At 73.2% G+C, this 25,206-nt stretch carries 23 protein-coding genes and 1 pseudogene; 12 read left to right on the forward strand and 12 right to left on the reverse strand.

All coding sequences use genetic code 11. The features are described 5' to 3' along the window. Nucleotide 1 precedes the first annotated feature (1 nt). Complete coding sequence (locus tag Q2K20_RS16650) at nucleotides 2-1,231, reverse strand: aminotransferase class I/II-fold pyridoxal phosphate-dependent enzyme (RefSeq protein WP_317176981.1); 1,230 nt, start codon at nucleotides 1,229-1,231, stop codon at nucleotides 2-4. Between the two features lie 95 nt (nucleotides 1,232-1,326). Between Q2K20_RS16650 and Q2K20_RS16655 the strand changes: the two genes are divergently transcribed. From Q2K20_RS16655 to Q2K20_RS16665, 3 genes are all read left to right on the forward strand, one after another. Next, the gene (locus tag Q2K20_RS16655) at nucleotides 1,327-2,856 is read left to right on the forward strand and encodes a PLP-dependent aminotransferase family protein (RefSeq protein WP_317176982.1); all 1,530 of its coding nucleotides are present in this window, start codon (nucleotides 1,327-1,329) and stop codon (nucleotides 2,854-2,856) included. Nucleotides 2,857-2,932: 76 nt separating this feature from the next. After that, a complete protein-coding gene (locus Q2K20_RS16660; RefSeq protein ID WP_069388597.1) occupies nucleotides 2,933-3,760 on the forward strand; it encodes a mycofactocin-coupled SDR family oxidoreductase in 828 nt (275 codons plus the stop codon). A 116-nt stretch (nucleotides 3,761-3,876) separates the two neighbouring features. Further along, nucleotides 3,877-5,340, forward strand: a complete 1,464-nt coding sequence (locus tag Q2K20_RS16665; protein WP_283467660.1) for an FAD-dependent oxidoreductase — start codon at nucleotides 3,877-3,879, stop codon at nucleotides 5,338-5,340. Nucleotides 5,341-5,444: 104 nt separating this feature from the next. Here the strand turns inward: Q2K20_RS16665 and Q2K20_RS16670 are convergent, their stop codons facing one another. After that, entirely contained in the window at nucleotides 5,445-6,062 is a 618-nt protein-coding gene (locus Q2K20_RS16670; protein WP_317176983.1) for a fasciclin domain-containing protein, read from the reverse strand. Between the two features lie 230 nt (nucleotides 6,063-6,292). On the opposite strand from Q2K20_RS16670, the gene Q2K20_RS16675 reads away from it, so the two are divergent. Further along, complete coding sequence (locus tag Q2K20_RS16675) at nucleotides 6,293-6,700, forward strand: cupin domain-containing protein (RefSeq protein WP_120285521.1); 408 nt, start codon at nucleotides 6,293-6,295, stop codon at nucleotides 6,698-6,700. 128 nt (nucleotides 6,701-6,828) lie between these two features. Further along, nucleotides 6,829-8,085, forward strand: a complete 1,257-nt coding sequence (locus Q2K20_RS16680; protein ID WP_069388600.1) for a glutaminase — start codon at nucleotides 6,829-6,831, stop codon at nucleotides 8,083-8,085. A gap of 45 nt (nucleotides 8,086-8,130) precedes the next feature. Here the strand turns inward: Q2K20_RS16680 and Q2K20_RS16685 are convergent. From Q2K20_RS16685 to Q2K20_RS16705, 5 genes and pseudogenes are all read right to left on the reverse strand, one after another. Then, a pseudogene (locus Q2K20_RS16685) lies at nucleotides 8,131-9,628 on the reverse strand (flavin-containing monooxygenase). Beyond that, entirely contained in the window at nucleotides 9,625-10,554 is a 930-nt protein-coding gene (locus Q2K20_RS16690) for a patatin-like phospholipase family protein (RefSeq protein WP_132063859.1), read from the reverse strand. Before Q2K20_RS16690 ends, Q2K20_RS16685 begins: the two are co-directional and overlap by 4 nt. A 57-nt stretch (nucleotides 10,555-10,611) precedes the next feature. Beyond that, entirely contained in the window at nucleotides 10,612-11,049 is a 438-nt protein-coding gene (locus Q2K20_RS16695) for a nitroreductase family deazaflavin-dependent oxidoreductase (protein WP_067712984.1), read from the reverse strand. Between the two features lie 74 nt (nucleotides 11,050-11,123). Further along, a complete protein-coding gene (locus Q2K20_RS16700) occupies nucleotides 11,124-12,389 on the reverse strand; it encodes an alpha/beta hydrolase (RefSeq protein ID WP_317176984.1) in 1,266 nt (421 codons plus the stop codon). A gap of 1 nt (nucleotide 12,390) precedes the next feature. Continuing rightward, nucleotides 12,391-12,825 carry a pyrimidine dimer DNA glycosylase/endonuclease V gene (locus tag Q2K20_RS16705; protein ID WP_096907420.1) on the reverse strand — a complete coding sequence of 145 codons (435 nt, stop codon included), beginning with the start codon at nucleotides 12,823-12,825 and terminating at the stop codon, nucleotides 12,391-12,393. Between the two features lie 55 nt (nucleotides 12,826-12,880). On the opposite strand from Q2K20_RS16705, the gene Q2K20_RS16710 reads away from it, so the two are divergent. After that, nucleotides 12,881-13,558: a DNA alkylation repair protein gene (locus Q2K20_RS16710; RefSeq protein WP_096907421.1), complete on the forward strand. Its 678-nt coding sequence runs from the start codon at nucleotides 12,881-12,883 to the stop codon at nucleotides 13,556-13,558. A gap of 27 nt (nucleotides 13,559-13,585) precedes the next feature. Here the strand turns inward: Q2K20_RS16710 and Q2K20_RS16715 are convergent, their stop codons facing one another. Next, nucleotides 13,586-14,725, reverse strand: a complete 1,140-nt coding sequence (locus Q2K20_RS16715; RefSeq protein ID WP_268092921.1) for a glycosyltransferase — start codon at nucleotides 14,723-14,725, stop codon at nucleotides 13,586-13,588. A gap of 61 nt (nucleotides 14,726-14,786) precedes the next feature. On the opposite strand from Q2K20_RS16715, the gene Q2K20_RS16720 reads away from it, so the two are divergent. The 6 genes from Q2K20_RS16720 (at nucleotide 14,787) to Q2K20_RS16745 (ending at nucleotide 21,327) form a co-directional block, all read left to right on the forward strand. Further along, on the forward strand, nucleotides 14,787-15,671 hold the full coding sequence (locus Q2K20_RS16720) for a WcbI family polysaccharide biosynthesis putative acetyltransferase (protein ID WP_069389054.1): 885 nt from the start codon (nucleotides 14,787-14,789) through the stop codon (nucleotides 15,669-15,671). After that, nucleotides 15,668-16,690 (forward strand): hypothetical protein, encoded by a 1,023-nt coding sequence (locus Q2K20_RS16725; protein ID WP_317176985.1) that lies wholly within the window; start codon nucleotides 15,668-15,670, stop codon nucleotides 16,688-16,690. Before Q2K20_RS16720 ends, Q2K20_RS16725 begins: the two co-directional genes overlap by 4 nt. Beyond that, nucleotides 16,687-18,054 carry a glycosyltransferase family 2 protein gene (locus Q2K20_RS16730; RefSeq protein ID WP_317176986.1) on the forward strand — a complete coding sequence of 456 codons (1,368 nt, stop codon included), beginning with the start codon at nucleotides 16,687-16,689 and terminating at the stop codon, nucleotides 18,052-18,054. The genes Q2K20_RS16725 and Q2K20_RS16730 overlap by 4 nt, the downstream gene beginning before the upstream one ends. Nucleotides 18,055-18,158: 104 nt before the next feature. Beyond that, the gene (locus tag Q2K20_RS16735) at nucleotides 18,159-19,382 is read left to right on the forward strand and encodes a glycosyltransferase (protein ID WP_132063854.1); all 1,224 of its coding nucleotides are present in this window, start codon (nucleotides 18,159-18,161) and stop codon (nucleotides 19,380-19,382) included. After that, the gene (locus tag Q2K20_RS16740; protein WP_317176987.1) at nucleotides 19,379-20,485 is read left to right on the forward strand and encodes a glycosyltransferase; all 1,107 of its coding nucleotides are present in this window, start codon (nucleotides 19,379-19,381) and stop codon (nucleotides 20,483-20,485) included. The genes Q2K20_RS16735 and Q2K20_RS16740 overlap by 4 nt, the downstream gene beginning before the upstream one ends. After that, the gene (locus Q2K20_RS16745) at nucleotides 20,482-21,327 is read left to right on the forward strand and encodes a glycosyltransferase family 2 protein (protein WP_096906527.1); all 846 of its coding nucleotides are present in this window, start codon (nucleotides 20,482-20,484) and stop codon (nucleotides 21,325-21,327) included. Before Q2K20_RS16740 ends, Q2K20_RS16745 begins: the two co-directional genes overlap by 4 nt. 191 nt (nucleotides 21,328-21,518) lie before the next feature. Here the strand turns inward: Q2K20_RS16745 and Q2K20_RS16750 are convergent, their stop codons facing one another. The 4 genes from Q2K20_RS16750 to Q2K20_RS16765 form a co-directional block, all read right to left on the reverse strand. Further along, the gene (locus Q2K20_RS16750) at nucleotides 21,519-22,310 is read right to left on the reverse strand and encodes an ABC transporter ATP-binding protein (protein ID WP_119192105.1); all 792 of its coding nucleotides are present in this window, start codon (nucleotides 22,308-22,310) and stop codon (nucleotides 21,519-21,521) included. Between the two features lie 2 nt (nucleotides 22,311-22,312). Next, the gene (locus tag Q2K20_RS16755; protein WP_317176988.1) at nucleotides 22,313-23,287 is read right to left on the reverse strand and encodes an ABC transporter permease; all 975 of its coding nucleotides are present in this window, start codon (nucleotides 23,285-23,287) and stop codon (nucleotides 22,313-22,315) included. Beyond that, a complete protein-coding gene (locus Q2K20_RS16760; protein ID WP_096906529.1) occupies nucleotides 23,284-24,267 on the reverse strand; it encodes an ABC transporter substrate-binding protein in 984 nt (327 codons plus the stop codon). The genes Q2K20_RS16755 and Q2K20_RS16760 overlap by 4 nt, the downstream gene beginning before the upstream one ends. 114 nt (nucleotides 24,268-24,381) lie before the next feature. Then, nucleotides 24,382-25,185 carry a siderophore-interacting protein gene (locus tag Q2K20_RS16765; RefSeq protein WP_268098907.1) on the reverse strand — a complete coding sequence of 268 codons (804 nt, stop codon included), beginning with the start codon at nucleotides 25,183-25,185 and terminating at the stop codon, nucleotides 24,382-24,384. Nucleotides 25,186-25,206: the final 21 nt, after the last annotated feature.

Here is a 25,206-nt window from a genome sequence, read left to right on the forward strand (position 1 = left end):
GTCAGGCCGCGGCCAGCCGAAGGCGGTCGAGGTGCCGGGCGATCGCGTCGAGCGCGCGGTCGAGCACCGGCGCCTCCGGCAGGCACACGATGCGGAAGTGGTCGGGTTCGGGCCAGTTGAAGCCGGTGCCGTGGGTGACCAGCACGTGCTCGGAGCGAAGGAGGTCCAGGGCGAACTGCTCGTCGCTGGAGATGCCGAACATCTCGCGGTCGAGGCGCGGGAAGCAGTACAGCGCGCCCCGCGGCGCCACGCAGCTCACGCCGGGGATGGCGTTGAGGCGCTCGGCGGTCCGGGCCAGCTGCCGCTCGAGTCGGCCGTCCGGGTCCACCACGTCGTGGCCCCACGGTGAGTCCTCGGCCAGGGCGACGGGGATCGCGTGCTGCGCGGGGACGCCGGGGCAGACCCGCATGTTGGACAACAGGGTCAGTCCCTCCAGTAGGTCGGTGGCGTCGGCGATCGGGCCGGTCGCGACCACCCAGCCGGCCCGGTAGCCGCACACCCTGTACGCCTTGGACAGCCCGCCGAAGGTCAGGCACAGTACGTCGTCGCCGGCCGCCCACGCGGCGTGGTGGTGGCGGGCGTCGCCGAAGAGGACCTTCTCGTAGATCTCGTCGGACAGCAGGACGAGCCCGTGGCGGCGCGCGATGTCGGCCATCCCCCGGACGGTGTCCTCGCTGTACACCGCGCCCGTGGGGTTGCTGGGGTTGATCATCACCAGGGCGGTGGTGCGTGGGGTGACCCTGGATTCGATGTCCTCCTGCGACGGGTTCCAGCCGTCGGTCTCGTCGGCGAGGTAGTGTACGGGCACGCCTCCGGTGAGGTTCACGGCGCCCGTCCAGGTCGGGTAGTCGGGGGCGGGGACCAGGATCTCGTCGCCGGGGTCGACCATGGCCTGCAGGACCAGCGTGATGAGTTCGCTCACGCCGTTGCCGAGGAAGACGTTCTCGGTCGAGACGCCACCGATCCCGTGTCGGCGGTAGTAGTCCGCCACGGCCTCGCGGGCGGTGGGGATGCCGCGGGAGTCGGAGTAGGCCTGCCCGGCGGCGAGTCCCGCCGCCACCGCGTCGACGAGCTCCGGCCGGGCGGTGAGCCCGAAGGGGTGCATGTTGCCCAGGTTGAGCCGCAGGATGTCGTGCCCCTCGGCCTCGAGGCGCATCGCCTCGGTGAGGATCGGGCCACGCACGTCGTAGCGCACGTCGCGGAGTCGTCGGGACTGGCGGTAGGTCGTCATGGGACCCATCCCACCCCGAAAGTGGCGCCCCCGGGAGGTCCATTTTGCGCAGATGCGTGAGACCACTTTGCGGTGTCGTGGCCTACGCTCACCCCATGGCCCGTACCGCACGCCCCGGATCCCTGGCGGTGGGGCAGGTGTCGGGGGCTGCGGAGCTGGCCGACGCGATCATCGACCTGGTCGCCGGCGGATCCGTGGCCGACGGCGACCGGCTGCCCTCCACGCGCGCGCTCGCCGAGCAGACCGGACTCTCCCGTGGGACCGTGGTTCGCGCGTTCGATGAACTGTCGGCGGCCGGCTTCGTCGTCTCCACCCAGGGGTCGGGGACCCGGGTCGTCGCCGGAGCCGGTCAGGCTGCACGGGCCGGGGCGCGGACGCGCGGAGTCAGCCGAACCTCGTCGTCGTCGCCACTCATGCGGCAGGGCGCCCGCACCTCGTCACCGGAGGTTCCGGCGGCGACCACTGCGTCACCCGCGCCCGCGCCCGCGCCCCCGGCGCCGGTCCCACCCGCACCGCGCCGCGGCCGGTCGCCGCGCGATCTCCGTCCCGGGATCCCCGATGCCTCCCTCGTCGACGATCGTGCCTGGCGCTCGGCGGTGCGCGCCGCCGCGGCGCAGGGTCTGGCGGGCCTGAACCCGTGGGAGGAACCGAGCCCGGCGTTGCGCGTCGCGGTGGCCGATCACCTCCGCCGGCATCGGGGGATCGCCGCGGGCGACCCGCTGCTGTTCGACAGCTCGCGGTCGGCGATCGCGGCCCTGTGCGCGGCGTTCGTCGCCGGGCAGCAGGGGCGGACCGGGTCCGGGACCGTGCGGTTCCACACCGAGGACCCCGGGTACCGCGGTGCGGTGCTCATGGCCCGCGAGCAGGGCCTGGAGGTGCGGTTTCATCCGGCGGAGCCCGGCGGCCTCGACGCGGCGCGGCTGGGGTCGGAGCCGGCGATCGTCTTCACCACGCCCGCGCACCAGTTCCCGCTCGGCCACCGCATGAGTGTGGACCGCCGGGTCGCGCTCGTGGAGTGGGCGGGGCGGACGGGGTCGCTGGTGATCGAGGACGACTACGACGGCGAGTTCCGCTACGGCGTCGCCCCGCTGCCCGCGCTGGTCGGCCTCCCCGCGGCCACCGACCACGTCGCCTACGTGGGCACCTCCTCCAAATCCGTGGCCCCGGACCTGCGCGTGGCGTGGTGCCTGCCGCCGACGGCGATGCGCCGCGAGGTCGAGCGCTGGCTCGCGGTCCACCGCCGGGGTCCGTCCTCACTGCCGGCGGAGGCGCTGGCCGCGTTCATCACCTCGGGCGCGATGGACCGGCACCTGGCGCGGGCGGCCCGCGTGTACAGCGATCGCCGTTCGCGGCTGGTGGCGGCGCTGCGCCGGGAGCGCCCGGACCTCGAGGTCACGGGCGTGGAGGCGGGCCTGCACCTGTGCGTGGCGCTGCCCGGATATGACGACGACGAGGTGGTGCGCGCGCTCGAGCGGGCCGGGTGGCGCACGCGATCGCTGGGCGGGCAGGCTGCGCAGCACGCGGTGTCCGGCCTGGTGCTGAGCTATGCGCGGCTCTCCTCGCGCGACGCGGCCGACTTCGCGGTGGAGCTCCGACGGGTACTGGAGCGGCTCGGATCCGGATGATCTCCGTCCGCGGACGCCCGGCCGGTGCTCGAATCCTGACGGTAGTCAACTCATCGCATCGGAAAGCGGTACACACATGGGTCAGGAACAGCCACTGGCGGGCAAGGTCGCCTTCATCACCGGCGCGGCGAGGGGGCAGGGGCGCAGTCACGCCGTGGAACTCGCCCGGCGGGGGGCGCGGATCCTCGCGATGGACATCTGCGAGGACATCGACAGCGTCCCCTACGGGCTGGCAACCGCCGACGACCTGCAGCAGACGGTCGCCGAGGTCGAGGCGGTCGGCGGGGACATCGTCGCGGTGACGGGCGACGTGCGCGAGCCGGCGGACGTCGCGGCGGCGGTCGACGCCTGCCGGGAGCGGTTCGGCGTCCCGGACATCGTGGTGGCCAACGCGGGGATCAACTCCCAGCGCGGCGAGGAGCCGGATGCCCAGCAGGCGTTCGTGGACACCATCATGGTGAACCTCGTGGGGGTGTGGAACACGGTCCACGCGATCGCGCCTCTGATGATCGAGCGCGGCGAGGGCGGGTCGATCGTCCTCATCTCGTCGACCAACGGCTTGTCCGGGCGGGGAGGCGACGGGTCAGGCGCGGTCACGGGGTACACCGCCAGCAAGCACGGGGTGGTGGGGCTCATGCGCAGCTTCATGATCTGGCTCGCGCCGCACAACATCCGCATCAACACGATCCACCCGGCCGGCGTCCTGACGGCGATGGTGGCGCACGACGAGATGGCCAGGTGGTTCGCGAACAACCCCGAGGGCCACACGATGGGCAACGCCCTGCCCGTGCCGATGCTCGAGCCCATCGACATCTCGCGGGCGGTTCTCTACCTGGTGGAGGAGTCCGGCCGCCACGTCACCGGGGTGACGATGCCCGTCGACGCGGGGTTCACCGCGAAGTAGCCGGCCGGCCGCCGGTGGGGAGACCGGCGGCCGGAGGAGCGGATGCGGGGGGACGTGACCGGTCTTACAGTGAGCGCCAGCGACATCCGCGGTGAGCACCCTCCAGGAGGCGCACGATGGGCACTTCATTCTGGCGACGCACGACGATCGATTCCCCGGCGGCCGAGTTCCCGGACGGCGAGCACGTCGACCTGGTGATCGCGGGGGCCGGGTTCACCGGCCTGATCACGGCGCTGATGGCCGCCGCGCGCGGCAAGGCGGTCGTGGTCCTGGAGGCGCACACGGTGGGCGCGGGGGCCAGCGGCGCGACCACGGCCAAGGTCTCGGTCCTGCAGGGCACCCGACTGTCGAGCATCCGCTCCAAGCACGGGTTGGAAACGGCGCGCGCGTACGCCGACGCCAACCGGTACGGACTCGACTGGTGGGCCGAGTTCTGCGAGACCCACGGCGTCGACTCCCAGCGTCGGCGTGCGGTGACGTTCTCCAAGGGACGGATGGGCACGTCGACCCTGCGCAAGGAGATGAAGACCCTCGTCGACCTGGGTCTGCCCGCCCGCTGGTACGACCGCGTGGACGTCCCGTTCCCGGCCCGGGCCGCCGTGGAACTGCCGGATCAGATGCAGATCGACCCGGTGGAGGCGCTCGCGGCGCTGGCCCGCGCGGCCACGGCCCTCGGCGTGCGGATCGTGGAGCACGCCCGTGTCACCGGACTCACAGCGCAGGGGACCGGGGAGGACGCGTTCGTCAAGGTCACCGCGCATCCGGGCACGATGACCGCCCGCGACGTCGTGCTGGCGACCGCGTCCCCGGCCCTGGACCGCGGCCCGACCGTGGCGACGATGGAACCCGAGCGGTCCTACCTCTGCGCGTTCGACTACTCCGGAGGTCTGCCGGAGGGGATGTACGGCTCGGTCGAGAGCCCGGTCCGCTCGCTGCGGACGGTGCCCTCGCCCGGCGGTGAGGTGCTGTTCGTCGGCGGCAACGGGCACCGCACCGGCACCGCCACGGGGACCGCGTCCAAGATCGACTCGCTGCGGGAGTACGCGGAGAAGTACTTCCCCGGCGCGACGATGACCCACGGCTGGTCCGCGCAGGATTTCCACCCGGTGACGATGCTGCCCAAGTCCGGGCCCCTGCCGTGGGGCAAGGGGCGCGTGCACTTCGCGGGCGGCTACAGCAAGTGGGGCCTCACGGGCGCGCCGGCGGCGGCCGGGATCATGGTGGACCGGCTCGAGGGCGTGGACCCGCGGGTGTCGTTCGGCAAGCCCAGCATCACGGGCATCGCGAAGAACGCCGTGCCCCTGTTCGCGGACGTGCCCGTCCAGCTCGCGGCGACCGCGGCGCAGGCGATCGTGCGCAAGCCACGGCCGAGTATCCGACCGATGGGGGAGGCGACGGGCGACGACGGCGAGACCTGCCGCGTCGGCCTGCTGTGCCCCCACATGGGAGCCGCGCTGACGTGGAACGACGTGGAGCGGTCGTGGGACTGCCCCTGGCACGGGTCCCGCTTCTCGGCGTGTGGCGAGCTCATCGAGGGCCCGGCCACCAGTGACCTCACGAGGTACGACACGCCCCGCTGACCCGACCGGCTGGCGCGCGCAGCTGACACGACCGGCTGACATGAGCCGCGCCCCGGCCGGTCGGGGAAGGGCCGGGTCGGGGCGCAGCGAGTGTCACCGGCGGGTCAGGCGGGCGGCATCAGGACTCCGTCGAGGACGTGGATGACGCCGTTGGTGGCGTCCACGTCGGTCTGGACGACGTTGATGCGGGTGCCGTTGCCGTCGACGAGGGCGGCGTTCTCGCCCTCCACCTCGACCGTGAGCTCCCCGCCCTGGAGGGTCGCGACCGTCTGGCCGTCCATCTCGAGGACGTCGGCCGCGGGGACCTCACCCTCGATCACGTGGTACTGCAGGATCTGCGCCAGGTCGCCCGTGGGGTCGGCCAGCAGCTCGTCCAGCGTGCCCTCGGGCAGGGCGTCAAACGCCTCGTCTGTGGGGGCGAAGACCGTGAACGGACCGGGCCCCTTGAGGGTCTCCGTCAGGCCCGCGGCCTCGATGGCCTGGGTGAGGGTGGTGAAGTCGCCCGCGGCGTTCGCCGTGTCGACGATGTCGTCCTCGGCCGCAGCGCCGGTCTCCTCGGTGGTGGTCTGGTCCGTCGTGGTCTCGTCGGTGGTGGTCTCCTCCGTCATCATCTCCGTGGTGGTCTCGTCGGCCGTGGTCGTGCCACCGTCATCGTCGGTGCCGCACGCTCCCATGAACACCGCGAGACCGATGGCTCCCGTCACTGCGATCGTCCGCTTCATCAAGCTTCCTTTCGTCGGGGTTGCTCGTCAGTGTCCGCACTGCACAGGGGGTACGTGAACCCCCGTGGCCTGATCGTTGTGGCCCCGTGACGGGATGGGGACAGGTCCCCCGGGCCGCGCCTCGGGAGGATGCCCTTGCTTGCGAGCGTCCCGGGAGTCGTCGAAACTCGAGACGGAACGCTGGCCGCCGGCCACCGCGTACACCCGTCTACGAAGAAGCAGGAGCATCGATGAGTCCCACCGATCAGGGTCCGAACCCGTTCGTCGTCGACATCGAGGACGCCACCCTCGCCAACGACAACTACCGCACCACGCTGTGGACGGGATCGCACATGCAGCTCACCGTCATGAGCATCAAGCCCGGGGACGACATCGGTCTCGAGGTCCACGACGACCACGACCAGTTCCTGCGCGTCGAGGCAGGGAAGGGCCGGGTCGAGATGGGCCCCGCGAAGGATCAGCTCGACTTCGTGCGCGAGGTCTCCGACGACTGGGTCATCCTCGTGCCCGCCGGGAGCTGGCACAACGTCACCAACACCGGCGAGGAGGACCTCAAGGTGTACTCGCTGTACGGTCCGCCGGAGCACGAGCACGGGACCGTCCACCCGACCAAGGCGGACGACCACCACGATCACTGAGCACGACCACTGACGACCACTTACCACGAGCGCTGACGACGATCATGGCCGCGACCGGTTCGCGGTGCCGGAGGGCCCGGGGCGGTGCACACGCCGCCCCGGGCCCTCCGGCATGACACGCTGGTGGCGTGAAGACGCCGGTACCTGACTATCTGCTCGAGATCCGCGACGCCTGCTCGAACGGTGACGCCGGCCGGCTCGCCGACTACATCCCCGAACTCGCGGCCGTGGACCCCGACCGGTTCGCGGTGGCCGCCTGCACGATGGACGGCATCGTCTACACCGCCGGGGACGCGGACGCCGAGTTCACCATCCAGTCGATGAGCAAGCCGTTCGTCTACGCGCTCGCGCTGCGGGACCGGGGAATCGAGGCGGTCCTGGAGAAGGTCGAGGTGGAGCCGTCCGGGGACGCGTTCAACCAGATCTCCCTGGACCGAGAGACGGGCCGGCCGCGCAATCCGATGATCAACATCGGGGCCATCACCACGCACACGCTGGTGAGCGAGCCCGACGCGACCCAGGACGACCGTGACGAGGCGGTGAGGCAGGGGTTGTCCGCCTTCGCGGGCCGCGAGCTCGGAGTGGACGACGCCGTGCTCGACTCCGAGCTGCGCACGGCGTTCCGCAACCGGGCCATGGCCAACCTCGTGCGCGCGGGCGGGATCATCGCGAACGACCCGGACGAGGTGGTGCGCGGCTACACCCGGCAGTGCGCCTACCGGGTGACCGTGCGCGACCTGGCGGTGATGGCGGTGACGCTGGCGACGGGCGGCATCAACCCGGTCACCAAGGAGCGGGTGGTGTCGGCGCCGGTCGCCCGGCAGGTGCTCGCCGTGATGGCCACCTGCGGGATGTACGACGCCGCCGGGGACTGGATGTCCACCGTGGGGATCCCCGCCAAGAGCGGGGTGTCGGGCGGGATCTTCGGTGCCCTGCCCGGGCAGGTCGGGCTCGGGGTGTTCTCCCCGCGGCTCGACGAGCACGGCCACAGTGTGGAGGGTGTGCGCACCTTCGAGCGGCTGTCCCACGATCTCGAGTTACACCTGATGAATACCACCGTCACGGACGTGGAGGCCGTTCGCTCGGTGCGGTTCGACGAGATCTCCGGGCGCCGCACCTTCCGGTTGCAGGGCCCCATGACGTTCGCCAGCGCCGAGCAGGTCCTGCGGCGTCTCGCCGAGATCCCCGAGGGGCCGAGCGAGGTGACCCTGGACCTCAGCCGCGTGTCCTCGGTCAACGCCAGCGCGCGCCGGATGCTGCTCGAGGCGATGACGCGGTTGTCGGCGGACGGCCACGTCGTCGGTCTGGCCGACCCGGGCCGGCGCCTCCCCCGACCGGACCTGGGCGACGGGACCCGGCCGGTCAACCGGCGGGCGGCCCGCTAGCTAGCCCGGGCGCGCCAGCCCGGCGCACCCAGCGGCACCGGGCACTCAGCCCACCCGGAAGTGCGAGTGGTCCGGTTCCCTCATGAGCTCGGCCAGTCGAGCCCGGTCGAAGGGGAACAGGTCGATCGTGCCGCCGTCGTGGAAGTACCAGGAGTGGCAGCCGGTGTTCCAGACCGTCGGCCCCATCGCCCCGGCGACGTCGTCGTTGAACTCGGCGGTCGCCTCCTCGGTCACCTCCACCGACCGGATCGCGCCCTCGCGGAGGAGTTCGATCCAGTGGGCGATGTACCGGGCGGTGAGCTCGGCGGTGTGCTGCAGTGAGATCGAGCCGGTGGGGGAGTTGGGGCCCAGCACGGTGAACGCATTGGGGAAGCCCGGGATGGCGGTCATCCGATAGGCGCGCGGGCCGTCGGCCCACTCGCGCTCGAGGGTGCGGCCGTCGCGTCCGACGACCTCCATGGGACGCATGTAGTCGTGCGCGCGGAAGCCGGTCGCCAGCACGATCACGTCGGCGGGCCGCTCGGTGCCGTCCGCGGTGCGGATCCCGTCCGGGGTGACCTGCGCGATGGCGTCGGTGACGAGCTCGGCGTCGCTGCGCTGGATGGCGCGGTAGTACGTCCCCGAGACCACCTGCCGCTTGCACAGCGGCTCGTCCTCCGGCGTGAGCCGGGCGCGGAGGTCGGGGTCCCGGACCTGCGCCCGGAGGGAGAGCCGCGCGTAGGCCTGGACCGCGCGCCGCCGCCACGACGGTCTGGTGGTGATGTCGGCGAGGACGCCGGATCCCCACTGCAGCGCGGCGTACAGCGCGCGGTGGGGAACCGTCGCAGTACCGAGCCGACGACGACGAGCTGTCGCATCCGCATCGGGGCCCACAGGATCCACTGGGGCGTGCGGGCGTAGTGCGTGACCGATCCCGCTTCACCGACGAGGGCGGACACCACCTGGACGCCGGTCGAGCCGGTGCCGAGGACAGCGACGCGGCGACCGGTCGTGTCGAACCCGTCGGGCCAGCGTGCGGTGTGGACGACCCCGCCACGGAACTCCGCCAGTCCGGGGATGTCGGGGATGTCGGGTGGTGCAGGACCCCGGTCGCGAACACGACGACGTCCGCGGTGATGGTCTCGTCGTCGTCGCCGTCGTCGTCGCCGTCGCCCCGGGCGGCGAGGGTCAGCTCCCACGTCGCGGTGCCCTCGTCCCAGCGGGCGGCGGCCACCTCGGTGTCGGTCCGGATGTGCCCGGCCAGGCCGAGGTCGTCGACGACCCGGCGGTGGTAGCGCTGGATCTGGGGACCGTCGGCCCACACGTGTGACCAGTCGAGCTTCGGCGCGAACCGGAACTGGTAGAGCTGGGAGGGCACGTCGCACGTCAGGCCCGGGTAGCGGTTCCAGTACCAGACCCCGCCGACGTCGGAGCCCTTCTCCAGCACGGTGACGTCGGTGAAGCCCCGCTCGCGGAAGACGTGCAGGGCGGTGATGCCGGCTACCCCGGCCCCGACGATCACCACGCGTGGTTCGCGCCGCTCGCGCGATCGACCCGGACTCACACGTCGACCGCGTTGTCCGCCAGCGCGTCGCGGACGGTCTCCGGCGCGGTCACCATGGACGACTCGAACGCCGCCTCCCGTCGGGAGGCGTTCATGAAGTGGGCGCCCAGGCCGGCGAGGTCGACGACGGTGGGCAGGATCGGGACGACGGTCGTACCCCGGGCGCGGACGCTCGCGACCTCGTCGTGCAGCTGGGTGGACATCGGGCGGCGGATCAGCCGGTACTCGATCCCGCCGCCCCGGCCGGGGACGCGGACGCCGGGCGCCGAGGCCATCGGGGCGAGGACGAACACGAGGTCGGCGTCCTCCGGCCCGATCAGGTCCACGGACGCGGTGGAACCCATGCCGCCGTCGACGAAGATCCGGTCACCGACGGGCACCGGTGGCATCCACCCGGGGGTCGCCCAGGAGGCGCGCAACGCCTCGCCGACGGTGGCCATCGGCGAGCCCGGGGCGCCGAACAGGACGCGCTCCCCGGCGAGGACGTCATAGGCGACGATCCGGGCACCGGTGTGGGGGAGCCAGGCGGCCACCTCGAAGCCCTCGGCCAGCCGCTGCAACCAGCTGGCGTCGCCGCGACCGGTGGGGGCGATACCGGTGAGGGCGCCCAGCCCGGACCGTGTGCGGAGCAGACCGGGGTTGAGCAGTGGGAGCCGGGGCAGCGGCGGCCGCCCGGGCGGGGTCGAGGCGATGTGTTCGCGCAGCCGCATGTCGCAGGCCTGCCCGCGCTGCATGTCGACCAGTTCGTCGACCCCGATGCCGCCGGCGAGCATGGTCACCAGCTCGGCGCCCGCCGAGGTCCCCAGGAGGACGTCCGCCTCCCGGGGGTCGAATCCCGTCTGCTCGGTGAGCGCGTGGAGGGCGGCGATCATCCAGGCCCCGCCGATCGTGCCCCCGCATCCGAGGACGAGAGCGATTCGGCTCATCCGGCGCCCTCCTGGTGTATCGCGGAGTGTTCCGCTCTGGAATTCCCCGCGCTGAGCCTAATCGCGCGGCTCCAAGACGAACACCGGGATGGTCCGGTCGGTGTTCTGCTGGTAGTCGCGATAATCGGGGTACACGGCGACGGACCGCTCCCACCACCGGTCGCGCTCGGCGCCGCTGAGCTCGCGGGCCGTGTAGTCGCCGACCCGGTCCCTGTCGCGGACCTCCACGTGGGGATCGGCCTTCATGTTCCAGTACCAGACCGGGTGGGTGGGAGCGCCGCCCTGCGAGGCGACGGCCGCGTACGACCCCTCGTGCTCGACGCGCATCAGCGGGGTCTTGCGCAGCTTGCCGGACTTCCGGCCGACGGTGGTCACGATCACCACGGGGATGCCCGCGAGGTCACCGCCCTCCTCGCCGTCGGTCTGCTCGTACGTCTCGACCTGCGTCCGCACCCACTCGCTCGGGCTGGGTTCGTACTCGCCGGACAGTGGCATCGGGGCTCCTCGGTGATGGGGTTCCGTCGGCTGAGGGCGACACTACGCCCGCCGAGGCGTGCTTGCTGCCGACATCAGGCGAGTCGGTCGGTGAATCTCGAGACCGCGTCGACGACCGCCAGGTAGCGCGGCGAACGCACCGCGTCGAACCCGTGTTGGGCGCCGGGGAGCTCGGCGTAGACGACGGGGTTCGGCGACCCGGCGCGCAGGTGCCGTACGAGTCGGCGTGACCCCTTCACCGGCGTGTAGGTGTCGTGCGTGCCGTGGATGATCGCCACCGGCGGGGCGCCGGAGGCCGCGTGGCGCACGGGGTCGGAGATGTCCCGGGTCTCGAGGCCCAGGCGACCGTAGTAGCCGTACAACCCGATCGCGCCGGCGACCGCGGTGTCGGCGTCCTCGAAGCCGGGCTGGAATCGGGGATCTCCCGCGGTCAGGGCGGTCATCATCGCGATATGTGCGCCGGCGGAGCTGCCCGCCACCACGATCGGGGCGTCGGCCCCGATGCCGTGCGACGGGCCCTCGGTGCGGATCCACCGCAGGAGCCGCTTGACGTCGACCAGGTGCTGCGGGAATCCCGACTCCGGGGTCGGCGACAGGTGGTAGGTGGTGCTGATCGCCGCCCACCCGCGCGCGGCGTGGTCGAACAGCATCGCCCGTGACTCGCGGCTCGGGCCGCCCGCCCGGAAGTGCCCGCCGTGGATGTGGACGAGCACCCCGCGCACGTCACCGGCGCCGTTGCCGCTGTTGGCGCTGCTGCCGCTGTTGCCGCCGCTGGCGTTGCCACCGCCGGCCCGCGACGAGCCGGTACGGGTGTAGAGATCGAAGCGGTTGGTCTTCGGATCCGGTCCGTAGACCATGCCCCGGCGGGCCCGCACCCCGCGCGGCCGCAGCGGCCACGGGCGGAACAGCACTCTCGGCCACGGCGCGCGGTGGAGGGCCGACGGGCTCGTCGTCGTCTCCCCCTCGCCCAGCCCCTCGCCCGGCCCGTCGCCCAGCCCGGCGCCCAGCCCCTCGGCCAGCGCGCGGTCGAGGACGGCGGCCGCGGCGACGTGCCGCGACACCACGACACCCAGACCCGCCCAGGTCAGCACAGCGATGCCGACCCCCACGTGATCGGAGGGACGCGCGGCCCGACCGCCCCGACCGGCCAGCGCAGACGCGGTCGCGGCCCCGACCAGCGCCCCGACGTGCAGCGGGAGTTCCTGCGCGGGCAGGCTCCACACCCAGCCGGCGGTCGCGGCGACGAACGGTCGGCGGATCGGCCACAACGCCAGCGCCGTGGAGACCGCGGCGGGGGCGACGAGCACGGGCAAGGGCACGCGGGCGGACGGTCTCGGCATGTCAGGCCTCCGGTAGGGGTGCGCGTTCCCAGGCGGCCACCGGCCCCGGGACCATGTCGAACATCGGGTGCGGGCGCGGTGCGACGAGGCGGTCCAACCACGCGGGGTCGCGCTCGGCCACCTTGGCCCGCAGGTGCGCCCACTCCAGCGCGAGCTGCCCGTCGGTGAGCGGCAGGCGCTCCGCCCCGGGCGGCAGGACGACGCGCGTGCGGTCGAAGCGGTAGCCGCGCACCTCGGCGGCGTCGGCCAGCCCGTGCAGCCAGGTGGCGACCCCCGCGACCGGGTCGGGGAGCATGCGGAAGCGTTTGAGCTGCGGATGACTGCGATAGCCCTTGGTCAGCCCGCGGAGTACCTTCTGGGCCAGGAGCCCCTCGCGCCACCCGGCGACCAGCGCGGCGCGGTCGAGCAGGACGGGATCGATGCTCCACAGGCGCACCCGGCGAGTATAGGTGCGCACGGCGCCGCCGGGAGGCGCGGACGAGGAGACGATGATGACGACGACGACAACGCCGACCCGCGACGAGGTGATGGCCGAACTCGCGGAACTCGAGGACGCACGGATCCTGGAGGTCAACGAGCGGCACGGCGACGACCACGCGGTCAACCTCACCTCGCTCCGGGCGGTCGCCAAGCGGGTGAAGAAGAACCATCCGCTGGCGCTGGAGTTGTGGGACACGGGCGACTCGGCGGCGAGGCTGCTCGCGTTGCTCGTCTGCCGGCCCAAGGAGTTCTCGGCCACCGAGCTGGACACGATGCTGCGCGAGGCCCGCACCCGGAAGGTCCACGACTGGCTGGTCGGCTACGTCGTGATGAAGGGCCCGCACGCCGAGGACCTGCGCGTGGCGTGGGTGGACGACGCCGACCCGGTGGTCGCCTCCGCCGGCTGGGCGCTCACCGCCGACCGGGTGGTCAAGAAGCCCGAGGGGCTGGACCTGCCCGCGCTGCTGGACGTGATCGAGGCCGAGATGGCCGGCGCCCACGAACGGCTGCAGTGGGAGATGAACACGTGCCTGGCCCAGATCGGGATCCAGCATCCGGATCTGCGGGCGCGCGCACTGGAGATCGGCGAGCGCCTGGGTGTGCTGCGTGACTACCCGACGCCGCCGAACTGCACCTCGCCGTACGCGCCGGAGTGGATCGGCGAGATGGTCCGTCGCCAGGAGGCCTGACGACCCGACCGGGTCCGCCCCGCTGCACTACCTCTCGGCCGCAGCGGAGAGCACGTGTCGGTAGATCCGGGCGTGGGCGGCGGCGACCGCGGCGTCCTCGGACGCGGGAGCGCGCGCCGGGACCGGCGGGCCGTCGAGGGCGGCCATCAGCGCCCGGCGCAGGTCGTCGGCGGTGGGGTGGCCCGGGCCGTAGACGGCCGTGCCCGATCCGGCCGACCCCGATCTGGTCGACCCCGATCCGAGCACGCCGGGGTCCCACTGCTCGGCCAGGTACCCGATCCGCGGGATGACCGGCGGCAGCCCCAGATCGCGGCACAGCTCCAGCCAGCCGGAATGGGTGCCGTGGCGGTGGGGCAGGACGAGCGCGTCGAATCCGGCCAGGGCCGCGCACAGTTCGTCGTCGGCCAGGTGGTCGTGGGCACGGACCTCGACGTCCGGATGGGCGTCGAGCCGGTCGAGCGCGGTCGCGGCCGCGTGGCGGGGATGCTCCGGATCGCGCGCGGCGGCCAGGGCGTCCGCGCGAACCATCACCGTCAGGTGGGCACCCTCGGACAGCGCGGTGACCAGCGGGGCCAGGAGTTCCTCGCCGGCGACTCCCGCGCGCAGCGAGCCCAGCACCACACCGACCATGCGTCTGCCTCCGGAGCGATCGAGCCGCGCGAGCCGGTACGGCTCGGTGACCTCCGCGGCCATGAGCCGGGGATGCGGGAGGACCTGCGCGCGGGCGCCCCACCGTTCGCGGATCTCCGCGGCGGCGCCGCGGGTCAGCGTGATCACCGCGGCGGCGCCCCGCACGAGGTGGCCGGTGCGCTCGAGATGGGCGGCGGGGTCGGGCTCGTGCGGGTTGGTCAGGTCATGCACGGTGACCACCAGCGGCAGGCCCCGCGACCGCAACGCCGCCACGAACTCCGCGATCTGCCCGGGGGAGCGGTGCTCGTAACCGAAGTGCACATGCACGACGTCGGCCCCGTCGAGGACCTCGGGACGGTCGGCGGCCTCGAGCGCCGGGTGCGGCCACCAGCGGGCGGGCTCGGCCGGATCCAACACGGGGTCCGCGAGCACCGAGACGTCGGCCGCGGGCGAGATGGCGTGGCGGACGTAGTCGTGCCCGGCCGGCACGGAGCGCACCCGGACCGGCGGCCGGGTCGGAGAGGAGCCAGTGTTCACCCCGCCACCGTGCCACGCCCGCCGGTTGCCGCCACCTGGGCCCCTGCATACGCTCGGCCCGGTGAGCACCCCCGACCTCCCGACCGTCATGGTGATCGGCAACTGCCAGGCGGACGTCTACCGCGACCTGCTCCGGACCTCCGCGGAGGTCCGGGTGGTGGACGTGCGGCCGGTGTACGAGATGACGGCCGACGACCTGCCGGGCCTGGAGACGGACCTCGCCCGCACGGACGTGCTGATCGTCCAACCCGTTCGCGACGACTACCGCGACCTGCCGCTCGGACACCGCCAGCTCGCCGCGCGCCTGCCGGCCTCGGCCACGGTCGTGCTGACCCCCGTCCTGCGGTACGCCGGACTGCATCCGTACCAGGTGCTGGTCCGCCCACCCCATGACCGCTCCCTGGTCCCGCCGATCGCGCCGTACCACGACCTGCGGGCGATCGTCGCCGCCGCGACCGGCGACCGGAGCGTTCTCGACGCCGCTCCGACCCCCGAGCAGGCGCGGGCCTCGGCCACCGAGTCGGTGGAGGCGCTGCGCGTGCGCGAGCAGGCCCACGGGACGCTGGTCGCCTCGGACCTCCTCGAGGGTGCCCCGCGCTGGCACACCATCAACCACCCCGACCGGCACACGTTGGCCACGGTGTTCGACCGCATCATCGAGCGCCTGCCCGCAGGCCTGCTCACCGACCCGCCCCGCATCGGCGACCGCGAGCCCCTCGGCGGCACGCGCGCGCCGGTGGAGTCGACCGTCGCACGGGCGCTCGGCGTGGAGACCGGTGATGTCGCCGGGGGCGCCCGCTCGGGAGAGTGGTTGGTCGACGGCGTCCCGGTGCCCAGCCGCGAGATCGTCGACGCCCACCTCGACTGGTACGCGGCCACGCCCGGAGTGGTGGAGGAGGGCCTGCGTCGGCACGCCGCCCGCATCGAGATGCTGGGGCTGAGGTGAGCAGAGGGCATGCCGGCGAGCAGCGCGCGCCGCTGACGATCGCACCGATCACACTCGCCCTGGGGCCGCCCGAACACGGGGTGACCCGGTTCGCGGTGGAGTGCGCCCGCGCGGCCGGGACGGAGGTGCTCGAGGTCGCGGACGTCGCCGGGGTACGCGAGGTACTCGACGCCCGACCCGGCGCGCCGGTCCACCTGCACATCAACGATTCCCTCTTCGGCGCCACCGCTGACGACGCCGCGATGACCGTGGAGGATCTGGCGCGCGGCCGCCGCATCGCGGTCACCCTGCATGACGTCCCCCAGCCTGCAGAGGGCGCTGAGCGGTGTCGGCGGCGCACGCGGGCCTACCAGCGCATCGCGGCGGCGGCGGGGCTCGTCGTGGTGAGCTCCGAGCACGAGCGTCACCTCTGCGCGGTGGCCGACATCGCCGTCGACGCGGTGATCCCGCTGCCCGTCCCCGACCTGGCGCCGCCCGCCGACCTGACCCCCGACGCCCGGTCGGTGGGGGTGTTCGGATTCCTGCACCCGGGCAAGGCCGTCGACGTGGTGGCCGCCGCCGTCGCCGCGCTCGCCGACGCCGGCGACGAGGCCGTGTCACTACGCCTGTTGGGGACGCCCGCCGAGGGGCACGACGACTACGTCCACGCCGCGCTGGAGACCGTCCGGGCCGCCGGTGGCGGCGTGGAGGTGACTGGACGGATCGACGACGACGACCTCGCCCGCGTCCTCGGCGAGGTCACCGTGCCCGTCGCCCTGTTCCGGAACGTGTCGGCGTCGGGGTCGCTCAACACCTGGGCCGCGGCCGGGCGACGCCCCCTGGTCTACGACTCGGACTACACCCGCGAGATGGAGCGCCGGCATCCCGGCTCCCTGCTCATCACCGACGGGGCGGATCTCGCCGGCGACCTGCGCCGACTCCTCGACGACCCGTCCCCCACCCGTCGCGAGGCGGCGCCGTCGGGGATGGCCGACCTCGGCCGGGCGTACCGCCGGGCGTGGGAGGGATGGCTCGCATGACAGGCACCCCGAACAGTGACGTCCCCAAGAGTGTCGACGTGGTGATCCCGTTCTACGAGGACCAGCCGATGCTCGACCGGATCCTCACGGCGCTGCGCCACCAGAGCGACCCCCGACGGACCGTGCGCGTCATCGTCGCCGACGACGGCTCTCGCACCGCGCCGGTGGTCCCGCCCGAGGTCACGGTCGTGCGCCAGGACGATCGCGGCTTCCGCGCCTCGGCAGCGCGCCACCTCGGCGCCTGCGCGGGCGAGGGCGACCTCCTGCTGTTCCTCGACGGCGACACCGTCCCGGGGCCCGACTTCGTGGCGACGATGTGCGCTGCGCTGGACGGCCACCCGGACCTGCTCGCGGTGGGCCGCCGGCGGTACGGCCGGTTCGCCGTCACCCGGACCGGGGCCGAACCGGCCGTCGAACCGGACGAGATCCTCCCCGACCCCGCCTGGCCTGCGGCGTTCTACGCGGACACGGCGGACCTCACCCGCGGCGAGGACCTGTGGCGGGGGGTGTTGTCCGCGGCGTGCGGCCTGCACCGCCGCCTCTACGACCTCGCCGGCGGGTTCGACCCGGACATCGTCGGCTACGGCGGCGAGGACTGGGACCTGGCGTGGCGCTGCGAACAGGCCGGCGGCCGCCTGCGCTACCTGCCCGACGCGGTGGCCTGGCACGACGGCCCCGACTGGGCCGGCCGCGCCGACGCCGACCACACCGACGGCGGTCAGGCGGACGGTCACCGCGACGAGTCGGACCGGCTCGCCCGGAAACTCGCCCAGAAGAACGCCGAGTCCGCCCTCCTGGCCGGCCTCATCGCCTCACCGCTCACCCGGCCGGCCGCCGGGATCTTCGCCCTGCCGTCGGTCGCGGTCCACGTCCACGCCGGCAGCCCCGAGTTCGCCGGGACCGGCTCCACCGCCGCGACCTGCCTCTCCCTGCTCGCCTGGGCCGACGTGGCCGTGACCGTCGACCCCGCCACACCCGACGCCGCCGTGATCGCCCGACTCTTCGCCGACGACCCCCGGGTGACCCTCGGGACGCGCGGTCGGTGGTGGCGGCCCGGGACGCCGGGCGCGGGCCCTCGTCGTCGTCCCCCCGTCCTCGTCGACATCCTCCGTCCCTGCGCGCTGGGGGCGCTCGACCCGCGGCGCCTGCGCGCGCTGTGCCCACCCGTGGGGAGCGTGACCCTGGACGACGACGAGGGCTACAGCCTCGCGGAGGTCCGCAGCTCGCGGGCGCTCGCACGCGAACTCCACTGGGGCGAGCAGCCACCCGAGCCGACCGCGGTCACGGCGTCGCACGCCGGCGTCCGGGGCATCGACGACGACGGCGCGGGGGTGCGGCTCGAGAGGGTGCTCGGCGGCTGGTGAGTGCCGGGGGTGGCCAGCGGTGGCGGAGGGCCCCCCGGGGGGCCACTATCAGAGGTTCCGACATCCTCCGCAACCGCCGGGGGCGACGAGACGAGAGGGGGCCCGTGGACGCCCGCAACGAAGATCTACTCGACATCGCGGTGATCGGCCCGTCGCGGTTCCCCATCCGGGAGCCGTACGCCGGTGGGCTCGAGGTCGTGGTGGCCAAGGAGGTGCGGGCCCTGCGTGCACGGGGACACCGCGTCACGCTCTACGCCGCCGCCGGCAGTGAGGGTCACGACCGGCGCCACGAGTTCACCACCCTGGCCGCCGCCACCGGACGCGGCGACAGCTACTACCCGCCCGGCGGGTACGAGGCCGACGCCGCGGAGTTCGAGCGACTCATGGACCACGTGGCGGTGTCCGGGTTCGACGTGGTGCTCAACCACAGCCTGTCGCACGTCCCGCTCGTCCGCGCGGCCGAGATGGCCACGCCCATGATCACGACCCTGCACTGCCCGCAGCTGGCGCCCATGCAGGAGGCGTTCGACCGGCTGGGGTCGGCGACCGGCAGGGTGCTCGCCGTGAGTCACTCCGTCCTGGGGTCCTGGCGGGTGCCCCACGGTGCCGAGGTGCTGCCCAACGGGGTCGACCTGCAGATCTGGCGCCCCCGGGCAGGCGCCGGCGGGCGGACTGCCGCCCGTTCCGCCTTCCGGCCCGCCGCCGCCGGTACCGCCGGTACCGCCGCTACCGCCGCTGCGGCCCGACCGGTCGCCGGGCGCACCTCCCGGGTCGGCCTCCGGCCCACCGACCGTCCCCGCGCCGTGTGGACCGGCCGGATCGTTCCGGAGAAGGGCCCGCACCTGGCGGTCGAGGCGGCCCGGCGCACCGGGCTCCGGCTCGACCTGGCCGGCCGGGTCGGCGACGACCGGTACATGGAGCGGGTGCTCGCGCCCCGGCTGCGCGACGCTGGCGACAGCGTGCGCTACCACGGTCCGCTCGGTCGGGACGCGCTCGTCCCGCTCGTCGCCTCGGCCGCGGTCGCACTGGTGACCCCGTGCTGGGAGGAGCCGTTCGGGCTCACCGCCGTCGAGGCGCTGGCCTGCGGTACCCCGGTCGTGGCCCTGGCGCGTGGCGGCATCCGGGAGATCCTCAGCGGCCAACCCGGCGTGGTGCTGGTCGAACCGGGCCGTGACCCCGCGTCCGCCCTCGCGGCCGGCATCCCCGCCGCGTTGACGCTGGACCGCGCCGCGACCGCCCGCGCGGCCGCCGCCGCGTTCTCCCACGACGTCCGCATCGACCTGCTCGAAGCCCGCCTGCGCGGGCTGCTGGTGGGCGCCGCGTCGTGATCGGGATCTACGCCCACCACCAGGGCAACGGTCACGTGCAGCGGGCGCTCTCGGTCGCCGCCGACCTGGACGACGAGGTCACCGTCCTCACCTCCGCCCGCATCCGCGACGACGCCAATCCCGTCCCCGGGCGGATCCGGGTCCTCCCGCTCCCACTGGACTACGACGAGGCCGGGCCGGTGGCGGACCCGACCGCCGGGGGCAGGCTGCACTGGGTGCCGCTGGGGCAGACCGGGCTCCGTCAGCGCATGGCGATGATCGCCGGGTGGATCGACCGGACCGCGCCGGACGTGTTCTGGAGCGACATCTCCGTCGAGGTGACCCTGGCCGCGCGGTTGACCGGGACTCCCGTGGTCGCCACCGTGCTGCCGGGGCGCCGCGACGACGCCCCGCACGTCCTCGCGCACGGGGTGTGTTCGGCCCTGGTCGCCGGGTGGCCGCGCGCCGCCGGTGCGCCGGCCCCCGCAGGGGCGGACCGCCCGCTGGTGCCCGTCGGCGGGGTCTCGCGCTTCGCCGACCGCGCTCCCGACCCGGGCGCCCGGGGCGGTGGCCGACCGAGGATCCTGCATCTGCGGGGCTCCGGTGGTGCCGGCAACGACGCCCGCTGGGACGCCGTTCCCGGGCTACTCGGCGACGTCGAGTGGATCTCGCTCGGCGGGCCGGGCGGACGCTGGGTGGCCGACCCGTGGGAGGAGTTGTGCCGGGCCGACGTGGTGATCACCGCCGCCGGGCAGAGTTCGATCGCCGACCTCGCCGCCGCCGACGCCCACGTCGTCGTGACTCCCGAGGAGCGCCCCTTCGGCGAGCAGGACGCCACCGCTGACACCCTCCGGACGCTGGGGCTGGCGGAGGTCGTGGGCCGCGACGACCCGGTCGAGCAGCTGGTCGACTCGATCCGGCGCACGCTCGGGCGCGCCCGCTCGACCCCGGGTGCCGGGTCGGGCCTGCGGGAGGCGTGGGAGGTCGACGGTGCGGCCGCACGCCTGGCCGGCGTGCTCACCGCGGTCGCCTCGGGTCACGAGCCGGAGGGCCAGGGGGCCGGTCACGGGGCCCGTCACGCGGCGGGCCAGGGGGCCCGTCACGCGGCGGAGGCCGCGCTGTGACCGCCGCCGCGTCGATCGCGGTGGTGACCGTCTGCACGCCCGGTCGCGCCGAGCACCTCCGCTCACAACGTCGGGCGATGGCCCAGAACCTGCCCGGCGCCCGGCACGTCGTGGTCCTGCCCGAGCGGCCGGGCAGTGCCGACCTCGCCGAGGAACTCGCCGCTGACGGTGTCGAGGTCGTGGAGCTGGAGGCCGGCCCCGACCTGCCCGTCGCCCGGAGCCGCAATCTCGGCGGAGACAGAGCGGCCGAGCTGGGCGCGAAGCTGATCGTCTTCCTCGATGTCGACTGCATGCCGGGCCCCGACCTGGGGTGGTACTACTCCGAACTGCCCGACGGCGCCGTGGGCCTGGGCCCGGTCACCTACCTGCCCGAGTCCGCCGGTGCCCCCGACCCCGCCGAGTTGCCGGCCTTCACCGACCCGCACCCGGCACGCCCGTTCCCGGCCCGGGGCACCCGCGCGCTGGAGCCGGACGAGTTCGGGATGTTCTGGTCCCTGTCGTTCGCTCTGCGCCCGGCGCTGTGGGCGCGCCTACGCGCGGACTTCGGCGGGTTCGACGAGGCCTTCACCGGTTACGGCGCAGAGGACACCGACTTCGGGCGCAGGCTGCTGTACCGCCGCGTGCCGGTGCTGCTCGTGGCCGGCGCCCATGCCTACCACCGGTGGCACCCGGTCGCCGATCCGCCGGTCGACCACCTTGCCGACCTGTTGCGCAACGGCGCCCACTACGCCGAGCGCTGGGGTGACTGGCCGGCCCCGGGCTGGTTCGAGGAGTTCGAGCAGATGGGGCTCGTGCGCCGCAGCGGCGACGGCTGGGAGGCCGCTGCCCCCGTCGACCGCTGAGTCGCACCCCTGCCCACAGCACCACGCGCGCCGAGAAGAGGATCTCGCGCGTATCGCCCGAGAAGCGGGTGTGCGAATTCCTCTGCTCGACGGGCGGCCGGGCGGTCGGCGGCGGGGCCCGGTCGGGGTGGCGGCCAGCGGGGCCTGGTCGGGCCGCCGCCGGCGCGGGCGCGCTCGGCGGGTGGGGCGGGTCAGCCGAGGAAGGCCTGGTCCGACAGGGTCGCGCCCTTGATGTTGGTGAACTCGCGCAGCAGGTCCTGCACGGTGAGCGCGGACTTGGTCACGGCGTCGGCCTCGTAGACGATCCGGCCCTCGTGCATCATGATGAGCCGGTTTCCCAGGCGGATGGCCTGCTCCATGTTGTGCGTGACCATGAGGGTGGTCAGACCGCCCTCGCGGACGATGCGCTCGGTGATCGTGGTGACCAGCTCCGCACGCTGCGGGTCGAGAGCCGCCGTGTGCTCGTCGAGCAGCATGATGCGCGGCTGGGTGAACCCGGCCATGAGCAGGGACAGCGCCTGCCGCTGGCCGCCCGAGAGCAGGCCGACCTTGGCGGTGAGCCGGTCCTCGAGACCGAGCTCCAGCATGGAGAGCTGCTCGGCGAACCGGCCACGGCGCTTCTTGCTCAGACCCGGGCCGAGCCCCCGCCGGCGGCCGCGCAGCAGCGCGAGCGACAGGTTCTCCTCGATCGTGAGGTTGGGCGCGGTCCCGGCGAGCGGGTCCTGGAAGACGCGGCCGACGTACTTGGCGCGCCGGTGCTGCGGCAGGCGGTTGACGTTGGTGCCGTCGATCTCGATGTTCCCGCTGTCGGCGAGCAACCGCCCGGAGACGGCGTTGAGCAGTGTCGACTTGCCGGCGCCGTTGGAACCGATCACCGTGACGAAGTCGCCCTCGGCGAGCGTGAGACTGAGGTCGTGCAGCGCCCGGCGCTCGTTGACGGTGCCGGGGAAGAACGTCTTGGACACTCCCGTGACGGTCAGCATCGTCACGCCTCCTTGGTGCCGGTCGCGGCGGCGCCGGCGGACTCGGGTCCCGCGCCGACGGCGGTCCCGGTTCCCGCCGCAGCACGTTCGTTGGCGGCGACCGGGGCGGTGGGTTTGCGTCCGAAGCGTCCGCCCGCGCCCTTCCAGCGGGGCAGCAGCAGCGCGACCACGACGAGGATGGCCGTGACGGCCTTCATGTCGTTGGGATCCAGGCCGACGCGGAGGGCCGCGAAGATGATGAGCTGGTAGAGCAGGGCGCCCAGGATCACGGCGAGCACCGCGAGCAGAAGCTTGCGCTGGCCGAGGATGGCCTGCCCGATGATCACCGAGGCCAGGCCGACGAGGATGAGGCCGATGCCCATCGAGATGTCGGCGAAACCGCGGTACTGGGCGATGAGCGCGCCGCACATGCCCACGAACCCGTTCGACAGGGCCAACGTGAGGGTCTTGGTGAAGTCGGTCGAGACGCCGAACGAGGAGATCATGGGGCCGTTGTCACCCGTGGCACGGATGGACAAACCGAGGTCGGTGGTGAGGAACCACAGGACGACCAACCCGAGCAGCAGGACCACGACCGCGAGGATGGCCACCCCGGGCCACTCGCCCAGCAGGTCGGCGTCCTTCAGGGGCGTGAACACGGTGTCGCTGCGCAGCAGCGGGATGTTCGCGCCGTCCATGATCCGCAGATTGACGGACCACAGCGCGATCATGGTGAGGATACCGGCGAGGAGGCCGTCGATCTTGCCCTTGGTGTGCAGCAATCCCGTGACCGTGCCGGCGAGGAACCCGGTGCCGAAACCCGCGAGGGTCGCGAGCACCGGGTTCCAGCCGGCGAGAATGCCCATGGCCGCCGTCGCGGCGCCCGTGGTGAAACTGCCGTCGACGGTGAGGTCGGGGAAGTTGAGCACGCGGAAGGTCAGGTAGACCCCCAGCGCCATGACCCCGTAGATGAGGCCTACCTCGACGGTCCCGATCACTTCTTCTCAGCCTCGGCGAGGATGTCCTCGGGGATCGTCACGCCCTGACGCTCGGCGGCGTCCTCGTTGACCACGTAGGTGAACTCGGTGGCGGTCTCCACGGGCATGGTGGCCGGGTCCTCACCGTCGCGCAGGATGCGCAGGGCCATCTCGCCGGTCTGGCGGCCCAGCTCGGTGTAGTCGATGCCGAGGGTGGCGACGGCGCCGCCCTCGACCGTGCCCGACTCCGCGGCGATCACCGGGATCTGCTTGCCCTCGGCGACCTGGACCAGCGAGGCGATGCCCGAGACGACCATGTTGTCCGTGGGGACGTAGATCGCGTCGACGTCACCGAGGGCCTCGACGGCCTGCTGGATCTCGTTGACCGTGGTGACAGTCTGGGTCTCGATCTCCAGGCCGAGCGGGCCCGCGGCCTCACGGGCCTGATCCACCTGGACCTGCGAGTTGACCTCGCCGGAGGCGTAGACGATGCCGATGCGCTCGGCGTCCGGGACGATCTCCTTGAGCAGCTCGAGCTGCTTCTCGATCGGGGCGGCGTCCGAGGTGCCCGTGACGTTGGCGCCCGGCTCCTCCATCGAGTCCACCAGCTCCGCCGAAACCGGGTCGGTCACCGCGGTGAACAGCAGCGGCACGTCGGTGATGTTCTGAGCCATCGCCTGGGCGGCCGGGGTGGCCACGGCCAGGGCCAGGTCCAGGTCGTCGGAGGCGAACTGCTGGGCGATGGTCAGTGCGGTGCCCTGCTCGCCGTTGGCGTTCTGCTCGTCGAACTCGACCTCGACGCCGGCCTCGGAGAAGGCCTCCTTGAAGCCGGCCGTGGCGGAGTCGAGGGCCGGGTGCTGGACGAGCTGGTTGATGCCGATGCGGTAGGACTCGCCGCCACCACCGGCGGCGTCGTCCTCACCACCGCTCGAGCAACCTGCGAGGACGAGTGCCGAGGTGGCGACCAGTCCGGTGATGAGCTTCGCGCGTGAGAATGCCATATGCCATGCCCTTGTCTGTGCCTTCTGGGCCTCACGGTGTTCACGCGAGGGGCCGGATGCGAACGGTGCTGGCACATGAGGTTACCGGGTCGCCCGGTCATGGTGAGCCCGGACTCACCTCACGGGCTGCTGCGGCGCCTCCTCCGATTCCGCCAGTTGCCGCTTCCAGGTGCGGAAGCTCTCCTCCGAGCGCCCGCGCCGCCAGTATCCCGAGATCGACGCCCGCGCGGCGGGGATGCCGCGCTCGGTGCGCAGATAGGGGCGCAGGTGCTTCATCACCGTCTCGGCCTCGCCGTGGACGAACGCCTGCACGTCCCCGTCCGGCCACGGCATGCCCCGGACCGCGTCGATCAGCGGTGCCTCGCCGTCGATCATCCCGGGGCCGGCGTCCGCCGAGGAGGTTCCGCGGTGCACCCAGGTGATCTCCACGCCCGCCGGCGCGGTGATCGGGATCTCGTCGTCGTCGTCGGGCACCTCGAGGAACACGGCACCCATAGCGTTCTCCGGCAGCGACTCCAACGCCGCCGCAATCGCCGGCACAGCGGTCTCGTCACCTGCCAACAGGTGGAAATCCGCCTTCGGGTCCGGCCGGTACCCGCCGCCGGGGCCGCGCACCGCGACCAGGGCGCCGGGTGCGACGGACCGGGCCCACGGACCGGCGACACCCTCGTCACCGTGGACGACGAAGTCGATCCAGATCTCGCGCGCGTCCGCGTCGACCCGTCGGACGGTGTACGTGCGCACGACCGTCTCCCCGGCGTGGGGCAGTTCGAGCTTGACGTAGCTGTCCGTCTCCGCGCGGGCGGCGAACGAGTCGAAGCCGTCCCCGCCGAGGACGACCCGTACGAGGTGCGGGGTCACCGGCTCCGTGCGCAGCACCGTGAGGGTGAGCGGCGGGCGGGTCTGGGGGCGAGTCACGTCATTCTCCTTCGACCTGGG

It is taken from the genome of Dietzia sp. IN118, from assembly GCF_032905965.1.
GTDB classification, from domain to species: domain Bacteria; phylum Actinomycetota; class Actinomycetes; order Mycobacteriales; family Mycobacteriaceae; genus Dietzia; species Dietzia kunjamensis.

Coding starts and splice junctions, on each gene's coding strand:
- Q2K20_RS16730 (WP_317176986.1), top strand. CDS start 16,687: ATGACAGGCACCCCGAACAGTGACGTCCCCAAGAGTGTCGACGTGGTG.
- Q2K20_RS16675 (WP_120285521.1), top strand. CDS start 6,293: ATGAGTCCCACCGATCAGGGTCCGAACCCGTTCGTCGTCGACATCGAG.
- Q2K20_RS16750 (WP_119192105.1), bottom strand. CDS start 22,310: ATGCTGACCGTCACGGGAGTGTCCAAGACGTTCTTCCCCGGCACCGTC.
- Q2K20_RS16710 (WP_096907421.1), top strand. CDS start 12,881: ATGACGACGACGACAACGCCGACCCGCGACGAGGTGATGGCCGAACTC.
- Q2K20_RS16760 (WP_096906529.1), bottom strand. CDS start 24,267: ATGGCATTCTCACGCGCGAAGCTCATCACCGGACTGGTCGCCACCTCG.
- Q2K20_RS16650 (WP_317176981.1), bottom strand. CDS start 1,231: ATGACGACCTACCGCCAGTCCCGACGACTCCGCGACGTGCGCTACGAC.
- Q2K20_RS16670 (WP_317176983.1), bottom strand. CDS start 6,062: ATGAAGCGGACGATCGCAGTGACGGGAGCCATCGGTCTCGCGGTGTTC.
- Q2K20_RS16700 (WP_317176984.1), bottom strand. CDS start 12,389: ATGCCGAGACCGTCCGCCCGCGTGCCCTTGCCCGTGCTCGTCGCCCCC.
- Q2K20_RS16695 (WP_067712984.1), bottom strand. CDS start 11,049: ATGCCACTGTCCGGCGAGTACGAACCCAGCCCGAGCGAGTGGGTGCGG.
- Q2K20_RS16690 (WP_132063859.1), bottom strand. CDS start 10,554: ATGAGCCGAATCGCTCTCGTCCTCGGATGCGGGGGCACGATCGGCGGG.
- Q2K20_RS16665 (WP_283467660.1), top strand. CDS start 3,877: ATGGGCACTTCATTCTGGCGACGCACGACGATCGATTCCCCGGCGGCC.
- Q2K20_RS16660 (WP_069388597.1), top strand. CDS start 2,933: ATGGGTCAGGAACAGCCACTGGCGGGCAAGGTCGCCTTCATCACCGGC.
- Q2K20_RS16655 (WP_317176982.1), top strand. CDS start 1,327: ATGGCCCGTACCGCACGCCCCGGATCCCTGGCGGTGGGGCAGGTGTCG.